General features: G+C 72.2%; 17 protein-coding genes. 15 read left to right on the forward strand and 2 right to left on the reverse strand.

Annotation, left to right across the window (positions count from 1 at the left end):
• Positions 1-23: 23 nt before the first annotated feature.
• The 9 genes from gatC to ABZ478_RS27085 all read left to right on the forward strand — a co-directional run bounded on the left by gatC (position 24) and on the right by ABZ478_RS27085 (position 8,933).
• Positions 24-320, forward strand: coding sequence for an Asp-tRNA(Asn)/Glu-tRNA(Gln) amidotransferase subunit GatC (gatC, locus tag ABZ478_RS27045; protein ID WP_018544665.1), 297 nt, complete (start codon positions 24-26; stop codon positions 318-320).
• Positions 317-1,822, forward strand: a complete 1,506-nt coding sequence (gene gatA / locus ABZ478_RS27050) for an Asp-tRNA(Asn)/Glu-tRNA(Gln) amidotransferase subunit GatA (RefSeq protein WP_359553290.1) — start codon at positions 317-319, stop codon at positions 1,820-1,822. The genes gatC and gatA overlap by 4 nt, the downstream gene beginning before the upstream one ends.
• A complete protein-coding gene (locus ABZ478_RS27055) occupies positions 1,819-2,058 on the forward strand; it encodes a hypothetical protein (protein ID WP_359553248.1) in 240 nt (79 codons plus the stop codon). Before gatA ends, ABZ478_RS27055 begins: the two co-directional genes overlap by 4 nt.
• A gap of 16 nt (positions 2,059-2,074) precedes the next feature.
• Complete coding sequence (gene gatB, locus ABZ478_RS27060; protein WP_359553249.1) at positions 2,075-3,589, forward strand: Asp-tRNA(Asn)/Glu-tRNA(Gln) amidotransferase subunit GatB; 1,515 nt, start codon at positions 2,075-2,077, stop codon at positions 3,587-3,589.
• Positions 3,590-3,729: 140 nt separating this feature from the next.
• Positions 3,730-4,050, forward strand: a complete 321-nt coding sequence (locus ABZ478_RS27065; protein WP_359553250.1) for a hypothetical protein — start codon at positions 3,730-3,732, stop codon at positions 4,048-4,050.
• 69 nt (positions 4,051-4,119) lie between these two features.
• Positions 4,120-4,695, forward strand: a complete 576-nt coding sequence (locus ABZ478_RS27070) for a GNAT family protein (protein ID WP_359553251.1) — start codon at positions 4,120-4,122, stop codon at positions 4,693-4,695.
• A 35-nt stretch (positions 4,696-4,730) separates the two neighbouring features.
• Complete coding sequence (locus tag ABZ478_RS27075) at positions 4,731-5,381, forward strand: hypothetical protein (protein WP_359553252.1); 651 nt, start codon at positions 4,731-4,733, stop codon at positions 5,379-5,381.
• Positions 5,382-5,577: 196 nt separating this feature from the next.
• Positions 5,578-5,769, forward strand: coding sequence for a hypothetical protein (locus tag ABZ478_RS27080; RefSeq protein WP_359553253.1), 192 nt, complete (start codon positions 5,578-5,580; stop codon positions 5,767-5,769).
• Positions 5,770-5,888: 119 nt separating this feature from the next.
• Complete coding sequence (locus ABZ478_RS27085; RefSeq protein WP_359553254.1) at positions 5,889-8,933, forward strand: AAA family ATPase; 3,045 nt, start codon at positions 5,889-5,891, stop codon at positions 8,931-8,933.
• 24 nt (positions 8,934-8,957) lie between these two features.
• Here ABZ478_RS27085 and ABZ478_RS27090 read toward each other — a convergent pair whose 3' ends face one another.
• Both ABZ478_RS27090 and ABZ478_RS27095 read right to left on the reverse strand, forming a co-directional pair.
• On the reverse strand, positions 8,958-10,106 hold the full coding sequence (locus ABZ478_RS27090; RefSeq protein ID WP_359553255.1) for a PQQ-dependent sugar dehydrogenase: 1,149 nt from the start codon (positions 10,104-10,106) through the stop codon (positions 8,958-8,960).
• A gap of 119 nt (positions 10,107-10,225) precedes the next feature.
• Complete coding sequence (locus ABZ478_RS27095) at positions 10,226-11,224, reverse strand: aldo/keto reductase (protein WP_359553256.1); 999 nt, start codon at positions 11,222-11,224, stop codon at positions 10,226-10,228.
• Positions 11,225-11,299: 75 nt separating this feature from the next.
• Here ABZ478_RS27095 and ABZ478_RS27100 point away from each other — a divergent pair, with 75 nt between their 5' ends.
• The 6 genes from ABZ478_RS27100 to serA all read left to right on the forward strand — a co-directional run bounded on the left by ABZ478_RS27100 (position 11,300) and on the right by serA (position 21,229).
• Positions 11,300-12,253, forward strand: a complete 954-nt coding sequence (locus ABZ478_RS27100; protein WP_359553257.1) for a 2-hydroxyacid dehydrogenase — start codon at positions 11,300-11,302, stop codon at positions 12,251-12,253.
• 373 nt (positions 12,254-12,626) lie between these two features.
• Positions 12,627-15,650: an EAL domain-containing protein gene (locus ABZ478_RS27105; protein WP_359553258.1), complete on the forward strand. Its 3,024-nt coding sequence runs from the start codon at positions 12,627-12,629 to the stop codon at positions 15,648-15,650.
• A gap of 241 nt (positions 15,651-15,891) precedes the next feature.
• Entirely contained in the window at positions 15,892-17,739 is a 1,848-nt protein-coding gene (locus tag ABZ478_RS27110; protein ID WP_359553259.1) for an acetolactate synthase large subunit, read from the forward strand.
• A 28-nt stretch (positions 17,740-17,767) separates the two neighbouring features.
• A complete protein-coding gene (gene ilvN, locus ABZ478_RS27115; RefSeq protein ID WP_030216544.1) occupies positions 17,768-18,292 on the forward strand; it encodes an acetolactate synthase small subunit in 525 nt (174 codons plus the stop codon).
• Positions 18,293-18,410: 118 nt separating this feature from the next.
• A complete protein-coding gene (ilvC, locus tag ABZ478_RS27120) occupies positions 18,411-19,409 on the forward strand; it encodes a ketol-acid reductoisomerase (RefSeq protein WP_359553260.1) in 999 nt (332 codons plus the stop codon).
• A gap of 230 nt (positions 19,410-19,639) precedes the next feature.
• Positions 19,640-21,229: a phosphoglycerate dehydrogenase gene (gene serA / locus ABZ478_RS27125; protein WP_359553261.1), complete on the forward strand. Its 1,590-nt coding sequence runs from the start codon at positions 19,640-19,642 to the stop codon at positions 21,227-21,229.

Genomic DNA, 21,229 nt, shown 5'->3' on the forward strand with positions numbered 1-21,229 from the left:
ACACTCACCCAGAGGATCGCTGCATGCCTGGCATCACGCGCGAGGAGGTCGCCCACCTCGCCCGGCTGGCGCGTCTGGAGCTGAAGCCCGAAGAACTCGATCACTTCGCAGGCCAGCTCGACGACATCATCGGCGCGGTCGCCCGCGTCAGCGAGGTCGCCGACCAAGACGTACCGCCGACCTCCCACCCGCTGCCGCTGACGAACGTCATGCGCGCGGACGAGGTCCGTCCCTCGCTCACCCCCGCGCAGGCGCTCTCCGGCGCCCCGGCCCAGGAGCAGCAGCGTTTCAAGGTGCCGCAGATCCTGGGGGAGGACTGACCATGACGGACAGCAACATCATCAAGCTCACGGCGGCGCAGACCGCCGAGAAGATCGCCTCCGGCGAGCTGACGGCCGTCGAGGTCACCGAGGCCCACCTCGCCCGCATCGAGGCCGTCGACGAGAAGGTGCACGCCTTCCTGCACGTCGACCGCGAGGGCGCCCTCGCCCAGGCCCGCGCCGTGGACGAGAAGCGGGCCCGCGGCGAGAAGCTCGGCCCGCTGGCCGGCGTCCCGCTCGCGCTGAAGGACATCTTCACCACCGAGGGCGTGCCGACCACCGTCGGCTCGAAGATCCTCGAGGGCTGGATCCCGCCGTACGACGCGACGCTCACCAAGCGGCTGAAGGCCGCCGACGTCGTCATCCTCGGCAAGACCAACATGGACGAGTTCGCCATGGGCTCCTCCACCGAGAACAGCGCCTACGGCCCGACCGGCAACCCCTGGGACCTCACCAAGATCCCCGGCGGCTCCGGTGGCGGCTCCTCCGCCGCGCTCGCCTCCTTCCAGGCCCCGCTCGCCATCGGCACCGACACCGGCGGTTCCATCCGCCAGCCCGCCGCCGTCACCGGCACGGTCGGCGTGAAGCCGACCTACGGCGCGGTCTCCCGCTACGGCATGGTCGCCTTCTCCTCCTCCCTCGACCAGGGCGGCCCCTGCGCCCGCACGGTCCTGGACGCGGCCCTGCTGCACGAGGTCATCGCCGGGCACGACCCGCTCGACTCCACCTCCATCGACGCCCCGGTCCCGCCGGTGGTCGAGGCCGCGCGCAACGGCAGCGTCGAGGGCATGCGGGTCGGCGTCGTCAAGCAGTTCCGCGGCGAGGGCTACCAGGCCGGCGTCGTGCAGCGCTTCGACGAGTCCGTGGAGCTGCTGAAGGAGCTGGGCGCCGAGATCGTCGAGCTGGACTGCCCGTCCTTCGACCTCGCGCTCTCCGCGTACTACCTGATCGCGCCGTCCGAGTGCTCCTCCAACCTCGCCCGCTTCGACGGCCTGCGCTACGGCCTCAGGACCGGCGACGACGGCGGCCACTCCGCCGAGGAGGTCACCTCCCTCACCCGTGAGGCGGGCTTCGGCCCCGAGGTGAAGCGGCGCGTGATGCTCGGCACCTACGCCCTGTCGAGCGGCTACTACGACGCCTACTACGGCTCCGCGCAGAAGGTCCGCACGCTCATCACGCGTGACTTCGAGAAGGCCTTCGAGCAGGTCGACGTCATCGTGTCGCCGACCACGCCGACCACCGCCTTCGCGATCGGCGAGCGTGCCGACGACCCGATGGCGATGTACCTGGCCGACCTGTGCACCATCCCGACCAACCTGGCGGGCAACGCGGCCATGTCGCTGCCCTGCGGTCTCGCCCCGGAGGACAACCTCCCGGTGGGCCTGCAGATCATCGCCCCGGCGCTCAAGGACGACCGGCTGTACAAGGTCGGAGCCGCCGTCGAGGCCGCCTTCGTGGAAAGGTGGGGGCACCCGCTGATCGAGGAGGCTCCGTCGCTGTGAGCGCACTGAACAAGGCCAAGGGCTTCAAGAAGTCGAAGTCCGGCACGTACCTGTCGATGGCCGGGACCGCGTTCAGCGCGTTCGGCGTGGCCAAGCAGATCAAGAAGGCGCGCGCCGAGCAGGACCCACTGCGGCTGATCGACGCCACCGTGTCCGCCGTCGCGATCGTCACCGGCCTCGCCATCCTCTACCGCGAGCTGAAGCGGCTGGGCGACGACGACGTCCTGCTGGGCTGAGAGGGAAGTTTTCACCGTGACCACCACGACCGACCTGGTGTCGTACGAGGACGCGCTGGCGTCGTACGACCCCGTCATGGGCCTCGAGGTCCATGTCGAACTCGGCACCAAGACCAAGATGTTCTGCGGGTGCTCGACCGAGCTGGGCGCGGAGCCCAACTCGCAGACCTGCCCGGTCTGCCTCGGCATGCCCGGCGCGCTCCCGGTCGTCAACGCGACCGGCGTCGAGTCCGCGATCAAGATCGGCCTCGCGCTGCACTGCGAGATCGCCGAATGGTGCCGCTTCGCCCGGAAGAACTACTTCTATCCGGACATGCCGAAGAACTTCCAGACCTCCCAGTACGACGAGCCGATCGCCTTCAACGGCTACCTCGACGTGCAGCTGGAGGACGGCGAGAGCTTCCGCGTGGAGATCGAGCGCGCCCACATGGAGGAGGACACCGGCAAGTCGACGCACGTCGGCGGTGCCACCGGCCGTATCCACGGCGCGTCCCACTCGCTGCTCGACTACAACCGCGCGGGCATCCCGCTCATCGAGATCGTCACCAAGCCGATCGAAGGCGCCGGCGAGCGCGCCCCCGAGGTCGCCCGGGCGTACGTCCGCGAGCTGCGCGAGCTCATCAGGGCGCTCGGCGTCTCCGATGCCCGTATGGAGATGGGCCAGATGCGCTGCGACGTGAACCTGTCGCTGCGCCCGAACGGCACCGAGAAGTTCGGCACCCGTTCGGAGACGAAGAACGTCAACTCGCTGCGGTCCGTGGAGCGTGCGGCCCGCTTCGAGATCCAGCGGCACGCGGCCGTGCTGTCGTCCGGCGGCACGATCGTGCAGGAGACCCGGCACTTCCACGAGGACACCGGCTCCACCACCTCCGGCCGCGTGAAGGAGGAGGCCGAGGACTACCGGTACTTCCCGGAGCCCGACCTCGTACCGGTCGCCCCGTCCCGCGAGTGGGTCGAGGAGATCCGCGCCGCGCTGCCGGAGATGCCGCTGGCCCGCCGCACCCGGCTGCTTGCCGAGTGGGGCATCTCCGCCACCGACATGCAGGCGATCCTGAACGCCGGCGCGCTGGACCCGATCGTCGCCACGATCGACGCCGGTGCCGACGCGGCCTCCGCCCGCAAGTGGTGGATGGGCGAACTGGCGCGCAGCGCCAACGAGTCGGGCAAGGCGCTGGACGAGCTGGCCATCACGCCGCAGCAGGTCGCCCGGGTCACCGAGCTGGTGAACTCCGGAGACCTGAACGACAAGCTGGCCCGCCAGGTCATCGAGGGCGTCCTCGCGGGCGAGGGCACCCCGGACGAGGTGGTCGACAAGCGCGGTCTGAAGGTCGTCTCCGACGAGGGCGCGCTGACCGCCGCCGTCGACGAGGCCATCGCCGGCAACCCGGGCGTCGCGGACAAGATCCGCGGCGGCAAGGTGGCCGCGGCCGGTGCCCTGGTCGGCGCGGTCATGAAGGCGACCCGGGGTCAGGCGGACGCGGCCCGCGTCAAGGAGCTGATCCTCGAGAAGCTGGGCGTCAGCGAGGGCTGAGCCACCACCGCGACGGCCCCGGAGGCATCCCCCTCCGGGGCCGTCGCGCTGTGCCGCGGCCGTCCGGGCGGCCGTGGGGCGCCGGTCAGGGCACGGCCCCGCACCGGCGTGGAAGGGCGGACGTTATACGCTCACCCGCCATGAGTGGACGTACCGATTCCGACGCCGAACCCGTCATAGCCGAGGCGGACGAGCCGGACGGCCACGACGACGTCTCCGAGGCCCGCCGGGCCCGGTGGACCGCGGCGGGCACCGGAGCCCTGCTCTGCCTCGCCGGCTGTGCCGCCGCGCTGCTCCGGCTCACCGGCTCCGCCCCGGCCCTCGTCCCCGCCGCCTACGCCCTCGGTGCCGCCGTGTGCGCGCTCGCCGCCGTCCTCGGCGCCCGCGGCCGTACCCGCCGGGCCCTGTGGCTGCTGGTCGCCGGTACGGCGGTCATGGCCCTCGGCGATCAGTTCGACTGAACGCGGCCCGCGCCCGTGAGAGGGTGAGCGGCGTCCGGACGGTGGCACAGCGGGAGGAGCGGCAGCGCGATGTACGCGATGTCCATGGGTGACGACGGCGCCGAGCTGCGGCCCCTGGAGGTCTGGCACGCGGCGGACCTGCTCGCCAACATCGACCGGGGACGGGAGTTCATCGGCCGGCACGTCGGCCTGCCGGACGTGGTGACCGACCTGGACGCCGCCCGCGCCTATCTCGCGTCGTACGCGGAGAAGCGTGGCGCCGACGCCGGCAGCCTGCACGGGGTGTGGCTGGACGGGAGGCTGGCCGGGGGACTGCTGTTCCGGGTGTGGGACACCCCCAGCGGGGTCTGCGAGGCCGGCTGCTGGCTGGAGCCGGCGGCGGCCGGGCGCGGGCTGGTCACGCGCGGTATGCGGGTGCTGCTGGGCTGGGCGTTCGAGGAGCGCGGCATGCACCGGGTGGAGTGGCACGTGTCGTCGGCCAACGAGCCCAGCATCGGCGTGGCCCGGCGCCTCGGCATGACCCGGGAGGGCGTGCTGCGGGAGAACTATCCGTACCGGGGCGTGCGCACGGACACCGAGATCTGGTCGGTGCTGGCCCCCGAGTGGCGTGCGGCACGCGCGCGTACCGCGTCCGACGATCATTAAGGGACCTCTCAGACGGCATCCGTACGGTGCCGGGCATGGCAACGAACACACAGGACGTCAACAGGACCGACGACGAGCGGACGGCGCAGGAGGCAGCGGCCGCCACCGGGGCGGACGCCACGGACACGGCGGACGGCACCGGCCCGGCCGGGAACGGTGCGCAGACGCGGGGGACCGGGGCGACGCCGAAGGCCGGGGGACGGCAGGAGCCCGAAGGACCGGAGGGTTCCGGGGAGTCCGACGCGTTCGAGGAGTCCGACGCGTTCGAGGAGGAGCCCGCGCGGAAGGCGCCCTCCGGGGTCGGACTGGGCGCCGGTGCCGTGGTCTCCGCCGCGCTGGGCCTGGTCTCCCTCACCGGTGGCTGGATCGGCACCGTCGCCGCCGCCCGCGAGACCCTGGTCGGCCAGCTCCAGACCTCCTCCGGCGCGAGCGTCGCCAAGCAGATCAAGGAGGTGTACGGCGACGCCTGGCACACCACCGCCCTGTGGGCCGGCCTGTTCGCGCTGGCCGCGCTCGTCACCGGCGTGGTCGTGCTCGTCCGGCCCGCGTTCGGCGCCCCCGGCCGTCCGCAGGCCGCGTGGATCAGGTCGGTCGCGTGGGGCGGGGTCTCGCTCGGTGTCATCGGCCTGCTGCTGGCCGTCCTGAAGTACTCCGACGCGCTGCTCGCCCTGCCCTCCACGGGCTGAGAACCCGCGGGTCCGCCGGGGCCTTAGGGAATCCCTGAGCACCTTAGGGAGCCCCTGGGGCCCCTTACCCGTGTCCGGGCCCGGACACGGGTCACCAAGATGCGGAACTCTCCCGATGTGGCGCACCCCCCTGGGGGACGAGTGTGGAGGCATCGCAACGAGCGACACCGACACCGGCCCCCGGAAGGACCACGCCATGTACGAGTTCGAGACCCACCGGTTCCGTCACGCCGAACTGCGCCGTGCGGCCGCCCAGGAACGCCTGGCACGCGAGGCGGTCGGCGCCCGGCGCGCCGCACGCCGCGAGGAGACGGCCGGGCTCGGCACCACCGGCGCCGAACCCCATACCGACCGCCCTCGCCGGCACCGGCTCCCGCGCACCGCGTGAGCGCCGGGCCCGCCGGTACCGGCGCGGGGGCCGGCACCGGCACGGCCGCCCCGGCTGTTGTTACGACCATCGCACCGGGACTGTGGAAAACCGGTCCCGCGCCCTCCGGACCTCGTGCGATGCTCGGGCCCGTGGAGAACAGGTCCGTCAGTCCCGTGTTCGTCGGCCGCGCCGACGAGTTGGACACCTTGAACGACGCGCTCGCCCGTGCCGCCGCGGGCGAGCCGCAGGCGCTGCTGCTCGGCGGCGAGGCGGGGGTCGGCAAGACCCGCCTCGTCGAGGAGTTCGCCGCCGTCGCCGGCCGCCGGTCCGCGGTCGTCGCCGTGGGCGGCTGTGTGGAGATCGGCGCCGACGGGCTGCCCTTCGCCCCCTTCTCCAGCGCGCTGCGCGCCCTGCGCGACACCCTGCCCGAGGAGTTCGCCGCCGCCGCTGCCGGTCAGCAGGAGGAACTGGCCCGGCTGCTGCCCGAGCTCGGCGAGGCCGCGTCGAGCCGCCACGACGAGCAGGGCACGGCCCGCCTGTTCGAACTCACCGCCCGGCTGCTGGAGCGGGCCGCCGCCGAGCGCACGGTCGTCCTCGTCCTGGAGGATCTGCACTGGGCCGACGCCTCGACCCGCCACCTGCTCGCCTACCTCTTCCGCACCCTGCGCACCGGCCACCTCCTGGTCCTGGCCACCTACCGAGCCGACGACATCCACCGCCGCCACCCGCTGCGCCCCCTGCTCGCCGAACTCGACCGGCTGCGCACCGTCCGGCGCCTCGAACTCGCCCGGTTCACCCGCGAGGAGGTGGCCCGCCAGATCGCCGGCATCCTCGCCGCCGAACCCGACCCCGCCCAGGTCGACGCGATCTTCGAACGCTCCGACGGCAACGCCTTCTTCGTCGAGGAACTGGCCGTCGCCGCCTGCGAGGGCTGCTGCACCGGTCTCTCCGACTCCCTGCGCGACCTGCTCCTGGTCCGGGTCGAGAAACTGCCCGAGAGCGCCCAGCGGGTCGCCCGGATCGTCGCCGAGGGCGGCTCCACCGTGGAGCACCGGCTGATCGCCGCCGTCGCCCGGTTCACCGAGGACGACCTCATCGAGGCACTGCGCGCCGCCGTCGGCGCCAACATCCTCACCGCCACCCCGGACGGCGACGGCTACCGCTTCCGGCACGCCCTCGTCCGCGAGGCCGTCGCCGACGACCTGCTGCCCGGTGAACGCTCCCGCCTGAACCGCCGCTACGCCGAGGCGCTGGAGGCCGACCCCTCGCTCGTCCCCGCGGGCGCCCGCGTGATGCGCCTGGCCAGCTACTGGTACCACGCCCACGACCCCGCCAAGGCCCTGCCCGCGGTCCTGGAGGCCTCCGTCGTGGCCCGCCGCCGGCACGCCTACACCGAGCAACTGCGGCTCCTGGAGCGGGCGATGGAGCTGTGGGACACCGTGCCCGGGGAGGTCCGCTCCGCCCTGCGCCCGGTCGACTACACCGGCGTCTATCCCCCGTGCGGCTGCGATCCGGCCACCACCCCGCTGCGCTACCTCGACCTCATGGCCGAGGCGGCGGTCGCCGGCCGCTTCGGCGGCGAACGCGAACGCGCCCTGAAGATCGTGAAGCGGGCGCTGCAACTGCTCCAGGACGATCCGGACCCGCTGCGCGCCGCCTGGTTCTGGGTCCAGCGCTCCCGCCTGGTCCAGGCCCTGGCCCGCGGCGACGGATGGCCGGAACTGGCCACCGCGCAGGAGCTGGTGCGGGGCCTGCCGCCCTCCGAGGTGCACGCCGAGGTGCTGACGGAGTCCGCCGGCTGGTCCATGCTGCACCGGCCCGGACCCGAGGCCCTCGCGGACGCCGAGCAAGCGGTCGAGTACGCGCGGATGGTGAACGCCCGCGAGATCGAGCTCAACGCCCGCCTCACCCTGGGCGGGCTCATGGTCGACGCCGGTGACATCGAGGCCGGGCTCGCGGAGATGTCCCGGGTCAAGGAGGAGGCGATCACCGAGGGCGTGTCCCAGGTGGCGGGCCGCGCCCATGTGAACCTGCCGGGATCGATGCAGTCCGTCGGCCGGGACCGGGACGCCGAGCCCATCCTGCGCGAGGGCATCGCCTTCACCCGCCGGTACGGGCTGCCCGACTCCCAGGCCTGGGTCTGGGGCAACCTCTCCGACGCGCTGTACTCGCTGGGCCGGTGGGACGAGGCCGCCGAGGCGGCCGGACAGGCGATCCGCATCGGACGCAGCGCCAAACCCCGCGGCGCGGGCGCCCTGCGGCTGGCCCACCTCGCCCTGGCCCACGGCGACGGCGCGGAGGCCGCCCGCCAACTGGCCACCGCCCGCGCCCACTACGGCACCCGCGACCCGATGCCCCAGAACGGACTGCCCCTGGCCCGCATCGCCGTGGGCGTCGCCGCCTGCGAGGGCAGGCTCCTCGACGCCCGCGCCGAGTTCCTGACCGCCCTGGAGGCCGGCTTCCCGCCCGGCACCCAGCGCTACGCCTGGCCCCTGCTGCTGGCGATGGCCACCGCGGAGGCCGACGCCGGCACCCTGCCGGCCGCCGACGCGGGCCGGGCCGACATGCTCGGCCGGCTCTCCGAGGCGGCCCGCCGGCTCATCGCCGACGCCCCCCTGTGGCGTGCCTACGACCAGTGGACCCGCGCCGAACTGCGCCGGGCCGAGGGCCGGGACACCGACGGCACCTGGTCACCGGTGGTCACGGCGTTCGAGGGTCTGGATCGCCCCTACGACCTGGCCCGGGTCCGCCACCGCCTCGCCCAGGCCCTGCTGACCGACGGCGGCGAGGAGCACCGGGAGCGGGCCGCGGAACTGCTGAGACTGTCCGGAACGGTCGCCGGCCACCTCGGCGCCCGCCCGCTCGCCGAGGCGGTCGCCCGGCTCGCCCAGCGCGCCCGGCTCAGCCTCGGCCACGCCCCGCGCCGGGCCCTCGCGCCCGCCGATCCGGCGTCGGCCCTAGGCCTCACCAGCCGGGAGCGGGACGTCCTGCGCCTGGTCTCGGCCGGTCGCACCAACCGCCAGATAGCCGAGGAACTGTTCATCTCCCCGAAGACCGCGAGCGTGCACGTCTCCAACATCCTGTCCAAGCTCGGCGTCTCCGGCCGGGGCGAGGCGGCGGCGGTGGCACACCGGCTCGGTCTGTTCCCGCCGGACACCGAGGAGCGGCTGGTGGCGGGATGAGCACGGTGGCCGCGAAGGGGCCGCTCAGCGGACCGACACCTCCAGCACCCGGTCGTCCCCCTTCTTCGGCGATCCCCGGCCGTCTGTGTTGCTCGTGACCAGCCACACCTTGCCGTCCCCCGCCGGGACGACGGTGCGCAGCCGGCCGTACTCGCCGGTGAGGAACGCCTGGGGGGCCGCCGAGGCGGCGGTGCCGCGCAGCGGGATGCGCCACAGCCGTTCGCCCTTCAGACCGGCCATCCAGATCACGCCGTCGACGTAGGCGATCCCGCTCGGGGAGGCCTCGTCGGTGTGCCACTGGGCCACCGGGTTGCGGAACCCGGCGCCGGAGGTCCGGCCCTCGGCGTCCGGCCAGCCGTAGTTGCCGCCCGGCACGATCGCGTTCAGCTCGTCCCAGGTGTCCTGGCCGAACTCGGAGGCGAACAGGCGCTGCCTGGAGTCCCAGGCCAGCCCCTGGACGTTGCGGTGGCCGTAGGAGTACACGGGGGAGCCGGGGAACGGGTTGCCGGGGGCCGGCTCGCCCTCCGGGGTCAGGCGGAGGATCTTGCCGCCCAGCGACTTCCGGTCCTGGGCCAGTCCGCGGTCGCCGCTCTCGCCCGTGCCCGCGTACAGCATCCGGTCCGGGCCGAACGCGATCCGGCCGCCGTTGTGGATGAACCCCTTGGGGATGCCCTTGAAGACCGTGTCCGGGGCGCCCAGTTGCTCACCGGCCGGCTTCCCCTCGTCGTACAGCATCCGGACGATGCGGTTGTCCGAGGCCGAGGTGAAGTAGGCGTAGATCATATGGTCCGAGGCGAAGCCGGGGGAGAGGGCGATGCCGAGCAGGCCGCCCTCGCCCTCCGCGGCGACCCCGGAGACCGTGCCCAGCTCGGTCTCGCGGCCCGTCCTCTCGTCGACACGGGTGATCGTGCCGTCGTCCCGGGAGGAGACCAGCAGCCCGCCGCCGGGGAGCGGGGCCAGACCCCACGGCGTCTTCAGGCCGTCGGCGACGGTGCGCAGCACCTTCACCGATCCCTTGGCCGGCGGCGCGGACCCGGTGGCCCGGCCGGACGGAGCGGTGGCCGTCGCCGTCCCCCTCGGCGTGGTGCTCCCGCCGTCACCCGGGAAGCCCTGGCCGCCGGAGGAGCAGCCCGCCGTCAGCAGGAGCGCGGTCGCGGCCAACACGGCCGTCACAACTCGGCGTTGCACGATCATGGTCCCTTCGCAGCGGCGGACGTACGACAGCGTCTCCCTCTCATACTCCGCCCGTCCCGCCAGGGTTCCCGCCCGGCGCGCGCCGCATGCCGGACCGCTCAGTCCCAGGAGCCCCGCGCCGACGGCAGCCGGGACACCTCCGCCAGGTCCTCCGCGGTCAGACGCAGCGCGGCCGCCGCCGCGTTCTCCCCGGCCCAGCGCTCCCGCTTCGTACCGGGCAGCGCGATCACCTGACGGCCTTGCGCCAGCACCCAGGCCAGCGCCACCTGCGCCGCGGTGACGTCCGCGCCGTGCCGGCGGGCGACTCGGCGCAGACCGGCGACGATCGGCTGGTTGGCCGCCATCATCTCGGCCGTGAAGCGGGGGTGCCGGGCGCGCACGTCGTCCGGTTCGAAACCCTCGCCGGGCGTCAGCGTGCCGGTCAGGAAGCCGTTGCCCAGCGGCATCGCGGCCAGGAAGCCCACGCCCCGCGCCTCGCACCACGGCAGCAGCGTGTCCAGCGCCTCCGGCGACCACACCGACAGCTCCGCCTGCACCGCGCTCACCGGGAAGATCTGCTGCACCCTGTGCAGCTGACGCAGCGTGGTGTCGTAGAGCCGGCTGCCGGAGCGGCGGCCGGCGCGCGCGCCCACCGCGCACAGGCCCAGTGCCCGTACCTTCCCGGCCCGCACCAGGTCGGCCATCGCGCCCCAGGTCTCCTCCACGGGGACCTCGGGATCGGCGCGGTGCAGCTGGTAGAGGTCGATCACATCGGTCTGCAGCCGCCTGAGCGAGGCGTCGCAGGCCCTCTTCACATAGCCCGGGCGGCCGTTGGCCACGATGTGCTGCTCACCCACGAGCAGCCCCGCCTTCGTCGACACGAAGGCGTCCCCGCGCCGCTCCCTGAGCACCCGCCCCAGCAGCAGCTCGTTGGTGAACGGACCGTACATGTCGGCCGTGTCCAGCAGGGTCGAGCCCACATCGAGCGCCCGGTGCACGGCTCTGAGCGACTCGTCGCCCCGCTGCCGGGAGCCGGTGTACGCCCAGCTCATCGGCATGCATCCGAGTCCGACGGCCCCCACCGCGAGCGCACCCGCGCCGATCGTCCTGCGCTCCACCTGCTCGTGAACCTCCCTCGTCCGGTCCCCCAACCTAACGCCCCACGCCCGGAGGCCTGACATAGCCTCCTTGCCATGACACAAGACGTGTGGCTTCCCATCGCGCCGGAGGAGATCGAGGGGCTTCCCCAGGGGCCCCGCTACCTGTTCTGGGACGGAGGCGACGACGGCGAACAGGAGTTTCCCCGCGACCCCGCCGACTGCGCGTTCTACGTCGTGCCGTACATGCGTGGAAGCGCCGTCGGCCTGCGGCCGATGGACCGCATGAGCACGGTACGGGTCGTGCAGACGCTGTCGGCCGGCGTCGACCATGTGAGCCCGGGTCTGCGGCACCTGCCCCCGGGTGTCCGGCTGTGCAACGCGCGCGGAGTCCACGAGGCCAGCACGGCCGAACTGACCCTCGCGCTCGTCCTCGCCTCCCTGCGGGGCATCCCCGACTTCGTCCGGGCCCAGGACCGGGGCGAGTGGCGCGGGGGCTTCCACCCCGCGCTCGCCGACAGGACCGCCCTCATCATCGGCTACGGCGCCATCGGCGCCGCCATCGAGGACCGGCTCGCGCCCTTCGAACTCGCGCGGGTGGCGCGCGTCGCGCGCTCAGGGCGCACCACGGCGCGCGGTCCCGTGCACGCGCTCACCGAGTTGCCCGCACTGCTTCCGAAAGCCGATGTCGTGATCCTCTCCACGCCCTTGACGGAGGCGACCAGAGGTCTGGTGAACGCGGACTTCCTCAGCCTGATGAAGGACGGGGCGCTGCTCGTCAACGTCTCCCGCGGACCTGTCGTGGACACGAACGCGCTGCTCACCGAGGTGGAGAAGGGACGCATCACCGCCGCCCTCGACGTCACCGACCCCGAGCCGCTGCCGCCGGGTCACCCCCTGTGGACGGCGCCCGGCGTGCTCATCAGCCCGCACGTCGGCGGCCCCACTTCCGCCTTCCTGCCGCGCGCCAAGCGGCTTCTGGTGGACCAGTTGCACCGATTCGTGAACCACGAGCCCCTGCGGAACGTGATCCTCACTACGGGGACCTGACACACTCCCGGCACCCTCCGCAATCTTTCGAGCGCGGAACGTGTTGACATCTTCGCTGGTCGTCACGGAGCGTAGAGAAGCTATGTCCCTGAGTGACGATCCTGGTGTATCGTCCCGACAGGGGCTGCGCCGCTGACCGTTCGGCGCCGGGGATGGACAGATCGGACTTGTGAGGGGGGCGACGGGCGATGCACGGCCTATGGACGAACGATCCGACGCGGCGGAGCCGCCGACGGGGACCCTGGCGCACGACCGCGCGCAGACGCGGCCACCACACGAGCCATCACTGCCACCGCAAACCGGCCGGCCGCGGAAGGCACACGGCGCACCGGGACACCGGGGAGCCGGGAGCGGCGCGCACCGGGAGGCCCCGGTGAACGCCCCGCCCGCCCTGACGGGCACCCTCGACGGCACGCCGCTCGCTCCGTCCGCGCCCCAGGCGCCGCCGCCCGCCCGGCCGCCGTCCGCCGCAGAGGGCCCGCGGCTGGTGCCCCAGCTCGTCCTCGCCCTGGTCTGCGGGACCTATGCGATCGGCTCCATGTTCGACTGGGGCTCGGAACAAGTCGCGCTGATCATGGGCGACTTCGGGCTGAGCGCCGCGGCCGGCGCCGCCGCCTTCTCCTGCTTCCGCTACGCCCGCGGGCCCCGGGTCCGCTTCCGGCCGGCCTGGCTGCTCTTCGCGCTCTCCTCCGCGATGGCGTCCCTCGGCAACGCGGTCTGGGGGTGGTACGAGGTCGTCCTGGACCGGCCCGTGCCCAGCCCCAGCTACGCCGATCTGTTCTTCCTGTGCTTCGCCCCGCCCGCCATCGTGGGCCTGCTCGTCCTCGCCCAGCGGCCGGCGAACCGGGCGGGCTGGATCTGCCTGGCGCTGGACGCCTGGCTGATCGGCGGCTCGCTGCTCACCCTGTCCTGGAGTCTCGCGCTGGCCCAGGCCGCCCGGTTCGACGGGCCGAGCGTGGCGCACACCGCGCTGTCCCTGGCGTATCCGCTGCTGGACATCGCGCTCGTGAGCATGGTGCTCGCGCTGCACTTCCGCCGCTCCCCGGGCAACCGCACGGCGGTCAACACCGCCATCGGCGCGCTCGCCCTGACGGTGATGTGCGACGCGCTGTTCACCTCGCCGCTGCTGCACAGCAGTTACCACTCCGGGCAACTGCTGGACGCCGGCTGGTTCGCCGGGTCGCTGCTCCTCGCCTACGCCCCCTGGGCCGCATCCCACCGCACCGGGACACCGGACGGCGAACGGCGCGTGCCCGAGGGGCACTCGCGCGTGGTCCACGAGCACGTGCCGGGACAGCGCGGCCCCGGCCAGCCGCACGTACCCCCGCCCGCGCCGGGCGGCGGCGACCACCCGCGGTTCCTGCCCGGCCGGCCGATCACCGGCTCACTGGCCGCGCTCACGCCTTACCTGGCCGCCGCCGTGTGCACCCTGGGCATCCTCTACAACGTGCTCAACGGCCGCAGGCCCGACCACGTCGTACTGATCACCGCAGGGGCCGTCGTGCTGGCGCTCGTCATGCGGCAGGGCATCATGCTGCTGGACAACATCACCCTCACCCAGGAACTGGCGCAGAAGGAGAACCACTTCCGCTCCCTGGTGCAGGGCTCCAGCGACGTCATCATGATCGCCGCGCCCAACGGCATCCTGCGCTACGTCTCCCCGGCCGCCGCCGGGGTGTACGGCCGGCCCGCCGAGGATCTGGTGGGCACCGAACTGGCCGCTCTGATCCACTCGGAGGACCTGGGCTGCGTGGTGCACGAGGTGCGCCGCTTCCTCGCCGCCAGCCCCCTCGAGGAACCCACCACCCGCATCGAGTGCCGCTTCCGGTCGGGCGACGGAGGCTGGCTCAACGTCGAGTCCACCGTCAACCGCCACCACGGCGGCCTGATCTTCAACAGCCGGGACGTGACCGAAAGAGTGCGGCTCCAGGCCCAGTTGCAGCACAACGCCGAGCACGACCCGCTCACCGACCTGCCCAACCGCGCGCTGTTCACCCGGCGCGTCCAGCAGGCCCTCTCCGGCCGCCGCGCCACGGACCGGGGCGCCGCCCTGCGCGGCACGGCCGTGCTCTTCATCGACCTGGACGGCTTCAAGGCCGTCAACGACACGATCGGCCACCAGGCCGGGGACGAACTGCTCGTCCAGGCCGCCCGCAGACTCCAGGACGCGGTCCGGCAGGGGGACACCGCGTCCCGGCTGGGCGGCGACGAGTTCGCCGCACTGATCGCCGGGGACGGCACCCGCGACCGGGCCGCCCGCGAGCGGAACATCCTGGAGCTCGCCGACCGCCTCAGGACCACCCTCTCCCAGCCCTACGCCATCGACGGCAACGATGTCCGGGTCAACGCATCCATCGGCGTCGCCTTCGCCGAGCCGGGCCTCGGCGCGGGCGAACTGCTGCGCAACGCCGACCTCGCGATGTACCGCGCGAAATCGGCCGGGAAGGGCCGCGTCGAGCTGTACCGGCCGCAGATGCAGCAGGACGTCGTACGCAAGGCGGAGCTGGCCACCCGGCTGCGCGCCGCCCTGCACGACGGCGAGTTCGCGCTGCTGCACCAGCCGGTGGTGAGCCTCGGGAACGGCCGGATCACGGCGGTCTGCGCACAGGCGCGCTGGCGCTCCTCCCAGGGGGTGCTGTTCACCCCGGCCGAGTTCCTGAGAGTGGCCGAGGACGGCGACAAGACCGCGGAGCTGGACCGCTGGATCCTGCGGGAGGCGGTGGACCAGGCCGCGGAGCGGGCCGCCGACGGACACGTCGTGCCGGTCTCCGTGCGGCTGAGCGCCCGGCGGCTGCTGGACCGCTCGATGCCGCTGGGCACCGTGGAGGCGCTGCTGACCCGGCACGGACTGCCGCCCGGCGCGCTGATCCTGGAGCTGTCCGACACCGACCACCGGACCTCGCTGGAGGAACTGGAGCGGCGGCTGACCGCGCTCAGCCGGCTCGGCGTGCGGATCGCGCTCGACGGCTTCGGCAGCGGCCACGCGGCCATCACGGCCCTCAGGCGGCTGCCCGTGGACATCCTCAAGCTGGACCGCGGCCTGGTCGAGGGGGTCGTGGAGTCCCCGCGGCTGCACAAGATCACCAGTGGCCTGCTCCGTATCGCCTGCGATCTCGGGCTCCAGTCCGTGGCCGAAGGCGTGGATCTGCCGGAGCAGGTGACCGCGCTGCGCGCCATGGGCTGCACCCACGGCCAGGGCAGCGCGTTCGCGGGCCCGCTGGACGAGTACCGGCTGCGCCGGGCGCTCGGATCCGGCCACTATCCAGTGCCGCGCACACCTGTCGAACCGGCGTTCGCGGGTGGAACCGCCGGGGTGTACGCGGGAGGGGTGTCCGCCGTCATCGGAGGTGGCAGTGCGCTCCGCTCACATAATGAGACGCCCGTCCCACCCACTTGACACGTGGTGTGTGCCGGGGGGAGGGTCAGTGCCATGCGCACCCGAATTCTCGTACTTGGACAGCGCGTCGGCTGAACTGGGACCCACCGGAGGACGATCCGGAATCCCCAGCGACCTACCCGACGCGCTCCCCTCGCTTGCCTTCCGGCACGAGGGGTTTTTTGTTGCACGAGCGCCTTTCGTGCGGCGCCTCGACTCCGCCCAAACCTCGCATAAACCTCAGCATCGAGAAGAGAAGCCGATGACCGAGCAGGCCACCGGGGCCCATCCGCAGCCCCGGCCCCGATCCGGAGGACATCAGTCCGCCCCCGTCGAGCACGTCACGGGTGCGCAGTCCCTCATCCGCTCCCTCGAGGAGGTCGGCGCGGACACGGTATTCGGCATTCCGGGCGGGGCGATCCTGCCCGCGTACGACCCGCTGATGGACTCCACCCGCGTCCGTCACGTCCTGGTCCGGCACGAGCAGGGCGCCGGCCACGCGGCCACCGGCTACGCGCAGGCCACCGGCAAGGTCGGCGTCTGCATGGCCACCTCGGGCCCGGGCGCGACCAACCTGGTCACCCCGATCGCCGACGCGCACATGGACTCGGTGCCGCTCGTGGCGATCACCGGGCAGGTCGCGTCCAAGGCGATCGGCACGGACGCCTTCCAGGAGGCGGACATCGTCGGCATCACCATGCCGATCACCAAGCACAACTTCCTGGTCACCAAGGCCGAGGACATCCCGCGGACCATCGCGGAGGCCTTCCACATCGCCTCCACCGGCCGACCCGGCCCGGTCCTGGTGGACATCGCCAAGGACGCCCTCCAGGCGAAGACCACCTTCTCCTGGCCGCCGGTCACGGACCTGCCCGGCTACCGCCCGGTGACCAAGCCGCACGCCAAGCAGATCCGCGAGGCCGCCAAGCTGATCACCACGGCCAAGCGTCCCGTCCTCTACGTCGGCGGCGGCGTCCTCAAGGCGCGGGCCACCGCCGAGCTGAAGGTCCTCGCCGAACTCACCGGAGCGCCCGTCACCACCACCCTGATGGCGCTCGGCGCGTTCCCCGACAGCCACCCGCTGCACGTGGGAATGCCGGGCATGCACGGTGCGGTCACCGCCGTCACCGCGCTGCAGAAGGCCGACCTGATCGTCGCCCTCGGAGCCCGTTTCGACGACCGCGTCACCGGCAAGCTGGACAGCTTCGCCCCGTACGCCAAGATCGTCCACGCCGACATCGACCCCGCCGAGATCGGCAAGAACCGCGCCGCCGACGTGCCGATCGTCGGCGACGCCCGCGAGGTCATCGCCGACCTGGTCCAGGCGGTGCAGAAGGAGCACAGCGAGGGTCACCGGGGCGACTACACCGCCTGGTGGAGCGACCTGAGCCGCTGGCGCGACACCTACCCGCTCGGCTACGACCAGCCCGAGGACGGCTCGCTGTCCCCGCAGGCCGTCATCGAGCGCGTCGGGCGGCTCGCGCCCGAGGGCACGATCTTCGCGGCGGGCGTCGGCCAGCACCAGATGTGGTCCGCGCACTTCATCCAGTACGAGCAGCCCGCCACCTGGCTGAACTCCGGCGGCGCCGGAACCATGGGCTACGCGGTCCCGGCCGCGATGGGCGCAAAGGCCGGCCGGCCCGACCGCACCGTGTGGGCGATCGACGGCGACGGCTGCTTCCAGATGACCAATCAGGAGCTGACCACCTGCGCCCTGAACAACATCCCGATCAAGGTCGCCGTCATCAACAACGGCGCCCTCGGGATGGTCCGCCAGTGGCAGACCCTGTTCTACAACCAGCGGTACTCCAACACCGTCCTGCACTCCGGTCCGGAGGACGTCAACCCGGAGGCCAGGGGCACCCGCGTCCCCGACTTCGTGAAGCTGTCGGAGGCGATGGGCTGCCACGCGATCCGCTGCGAGCGCCCGGAGGACCTGGACAAGGTCATCGAGGAGGCGAACTCCATCAACGACCGCCCGGTCGTCGTCGACTTCATCGTCCACGAGGACGCGATGGTCTGGCCGATGGTCGCCGCCGGCACCTCCAACGACGAGATCATGGCCGCCCGGGACGTCCGTCCCGACTTCGGCGACAGCGAAGACGACTGAGCCGGAAGAGCGAAGAGGAAGACCAGACATGTCCAAGCACACGCTCTCCGTCCTGGTGGAGAACACGCCCGGCATCCTCGCCCGGATCGCCGCCCTCTTCTCCCGTCGAGGCTTCAACATCGACTCGCTCGCGGTGGGGGTCACCGAACACCCCGACATCTCGCGGATCACCATCGTGGTCAGCGTCGAGGAGTTCCCGCTGGAGCAGGTCACCAAGCAGCTCAACAAGCTCGTCAACGTGCTGAAGATCGTGGAGCTGGAGCCCGGCCAGGCCGTTCAGCGCGAACTCGTCCTGGTGAAGGTCCGCGCCGACAACGAGACCCGCTCCCAGATCGTGGAGATCGTCCAGCTCTTCCGCGCCAAGACCGTGGACGTCTCCCCGGAGGCCGTGACCATCGAGGCCACCGGGTCCAGCGACAAGCTGTCCGCCATGCTCAAGATGCTGGAGCCGTTCGGCATCAAGGAGCTGGTGCAGTCCGGCACGATCGCGATCGGCCGCGGCGCCCGTTCGATCACCGACCGGTCGCTTCGCGCTCTGGACCGATCCGCGTAAGGCTGGGTACGGGCGGCCGGCGCGCACCGTCCGCCCGTATGCCGAGACCCCGAAACTTCCTTCCCCCTCACCGGCATACGGTGGGAGCAGAAACTGCACACCAAGGAGAGAACCCAAAGTGGCCGAGCTGTTCTACGACGCTGACGCCGACCTGTCCATCATCCAGGGCCGCAAGGTCGCGGTCATCGGCTACGGCAGCCAGGGCCACGCCCACGCGCTGTCGCTGCGTGACTCCGGTGTCGACGTCCGTGTCGGTCTGCACGAGGGCTCCAAGTCCAAGGCCAAGGCCGAGGAGCAGGGCCTGCGCGTGGTGACCCCGGCCGAGGCGGCCGCCGAGGCCGACGTCATCATGATCCTCGTCCCGGACCCGATCCAGGGCAAGGTCTACGAGGAGTCCATCGCCCCGCACCTGAAGGACGGCGACGCGCTGTTCTTCGGCCACGGCTTCAACATCCGCTTCGGCTTCATCAAGCCCCCGGCCGGCGTGGACGTCTGCATGGTCGCCCCGAAGGGCCCGGGCCACCTGGTCCGCCGCCAGTACGAGGAGGGCCGCGGCGTTCCCTGCATCGCCGCCGTCGAGCAGGACGCCTCCGGCAACGCCTTCGAGCTGGCCCTGTCCTACGCCAAGGGCATCGGGGGCACCCGGGCCGGCGTCATCAAGACGACCTTCACCGAGGAGACCGAGACCGACCTGTTCGGTGAGCAGGCCGTCCTCTGCGGTGGCACCGCCGCGCTGGTGAAGGCGGGCTTCGAGACCCTGACCGAGGCGGGCTACCAGCCCGAGATCGCCTACTTCGAGTGCCTGCACGAGCTGAAGCTGATCGTGGACCTCATGTACGAGGGCGGCCTGGAGAAGATGCGCTGGTCCATCTCCGAGACCGCCGAGTGGGGCGACTACGTCACCGGCCCGCGCATCATCACCGACGCCACCAAGGCCGAGATGAAGAAGGTCCTCGCCGAGATCCAGGACGGCACCTTCGCCCAGAACTGGATGGACGAGTACCACGGCGGTCTGAAGAAGTACGACGAGTACAAGCAGCAGGACTCCGAGCACCTGCTGGAGACCACCGGCAAGCAGCTCCGCAAGCTGATGAGCTGGGTGAACGAGGAGGCGTAAGCCCCACGTCAGGGGGTCGGGGCACACTGCTCCGGCCCCCTTTGTCCACCCCGTCCAGCCACGGACGGGTGATCCTTCCGCAGAGGCGCAAGACGGCCTCCTGCACGCCACTAGACTGCTGCACAACATACGCGTCAGGCCCACAGCGTCGTGCGTCTTCCGCGGCTAGCCCCCCTCCACCGCCAGCGGCCGTCGGGACGGCCGTCCGCATTGGACTTGTGAGGACTCACGTGAGCTCGAAACCCGTCGTACTCATCGCTGAAGAGCTGTCGCCCGCCACCGTCGACGCGCTTGGCCCGGACTTCGAGATCCGGCACTGCAACGGCGCCGACCGCGCCGAGCTGATCCCCGCCATCGCCGACGTCGACGCGATCCTGATCCGGTCGGCCACCAAGGTCGACGCGGAGGCCGTCGCCGCCGCCAAGCAGCTCAAGGTCGTCGCGCGAGCCGGCGTCGGCCTGGACAACGTCGACGTCTCCGCCTCCACCAAGGCCGGCGTGATGGTCGTCAACGCCCCGACCTCGAACATCGTGACCGCCGCCGAGCTGGCCTGCGGTCTGATCCTCGCCACCGCCCGCAACATTCCGCAGGCCAACTCCGCGCTGAAGAACGGCGAGTGGAAGCGCAGCAAGTACACCGGTGTCGAGCTGGCCGAGAAGACCCTCGGTGTCGTGGGCCTGGGCCGCATCGGCGCCCTCGTCGCCCAGCGCATGTCCGCCTTCGGCATGAAGGTCGTCGCCTACGACCCCTACGTGCAGCCGGCGCGGGCCGCGCAGATGGGCGTCAAGGTGCTGTCCCTGGACGAGCTGCTCGAGGTCTCCGACTTCATCACCGTCCACCTGCCGAAGACCCCCGAGACCCTCGGCCTGATCGGCGACGAGGCGCTGCGCAAGGTCAAGCCCAGCGTCCGCATCGTCAACGCGGCCCGCGGCGGCATCGTCGACGAGGCGGCGCTGTACGCGGCGCTGAAGGAGGGCCGGGTGGCCGGCGCCGGCCTCGACGTGTACGCGAAGGAGCCCTGCACGGACTCCCCGCTGTTCGAGCTGGACCAGGTCGTCTGCACCCCGCACCTCGGCGCGTCCACGGACGAGGCCCAGGAGAAGGCCGGCATCGCCGTCGCCAGGTCGGTGCGCCTGGCGCTCGCCGGCGAGCTGGTGCCGGACGCGGTGAACGTCCAGGGCGGTGTCATCGCCGAGGACGTCAAGCCGGGTCTGCCGCTCGCCGAACGCCTCGGCCGCATCTTCACCGCCCTCGCGGGCGAGGTCGCGGTCCGCCTCGACGTCGAGGTCTACGGCGAGATCACCCAGCACGACGTGAAGGTGCTCGAGCTGTCCGCGCTCAAGGGCGTCTTCGAGGACGTCGTCGACGAGACGGTCTCCTACGTCAACGCCCCGCTGTTCGCGCAGGAGCGCGGTGTCGAGGTGCGCCTGACGACCAGCTCCGAGTCCGCCGAGCACCGCAACGTGGTGACCGTGCGCGGCACGCTCGCGGGCGGCGAGGAGGTGTCGGTCTCCGGCACCCTGGCCGGCCCGAAGCACCTGCAGAAGATCGTCGCGGTCGGCGACTACGACGTCGACCTCGCCCTCGCGGACCACATGGTCGTCCTGCGCTACGAGGACCGTCCGGGTGTCGTCGGCACCGTCGGCCGCATCCTCGGCGAGGCCGGCCTCAACATCGCCGGTATGCAGGTCGCCCGCGCGGCGGCGGGCGGGGAGGCGCTGGCCGTCCTGACCGTCGACGACACGGTGGCCGCCGGTGTGCTGGCCGAGGTCGCGGAGGAGATCGGGGCGACGTCCGCGCGCTCGGTGAACCTGGTCTGA

This window comes from Streptomyces sp. NPDC005706 (genome assembly GCF_040631045.1).
In the GTDB taxonomy this organism is placed as follows: Bacteria; Actinomycetota; Actinomycetes; order Streptomycetales; family Streptomycetaceae; genus Streptomyces.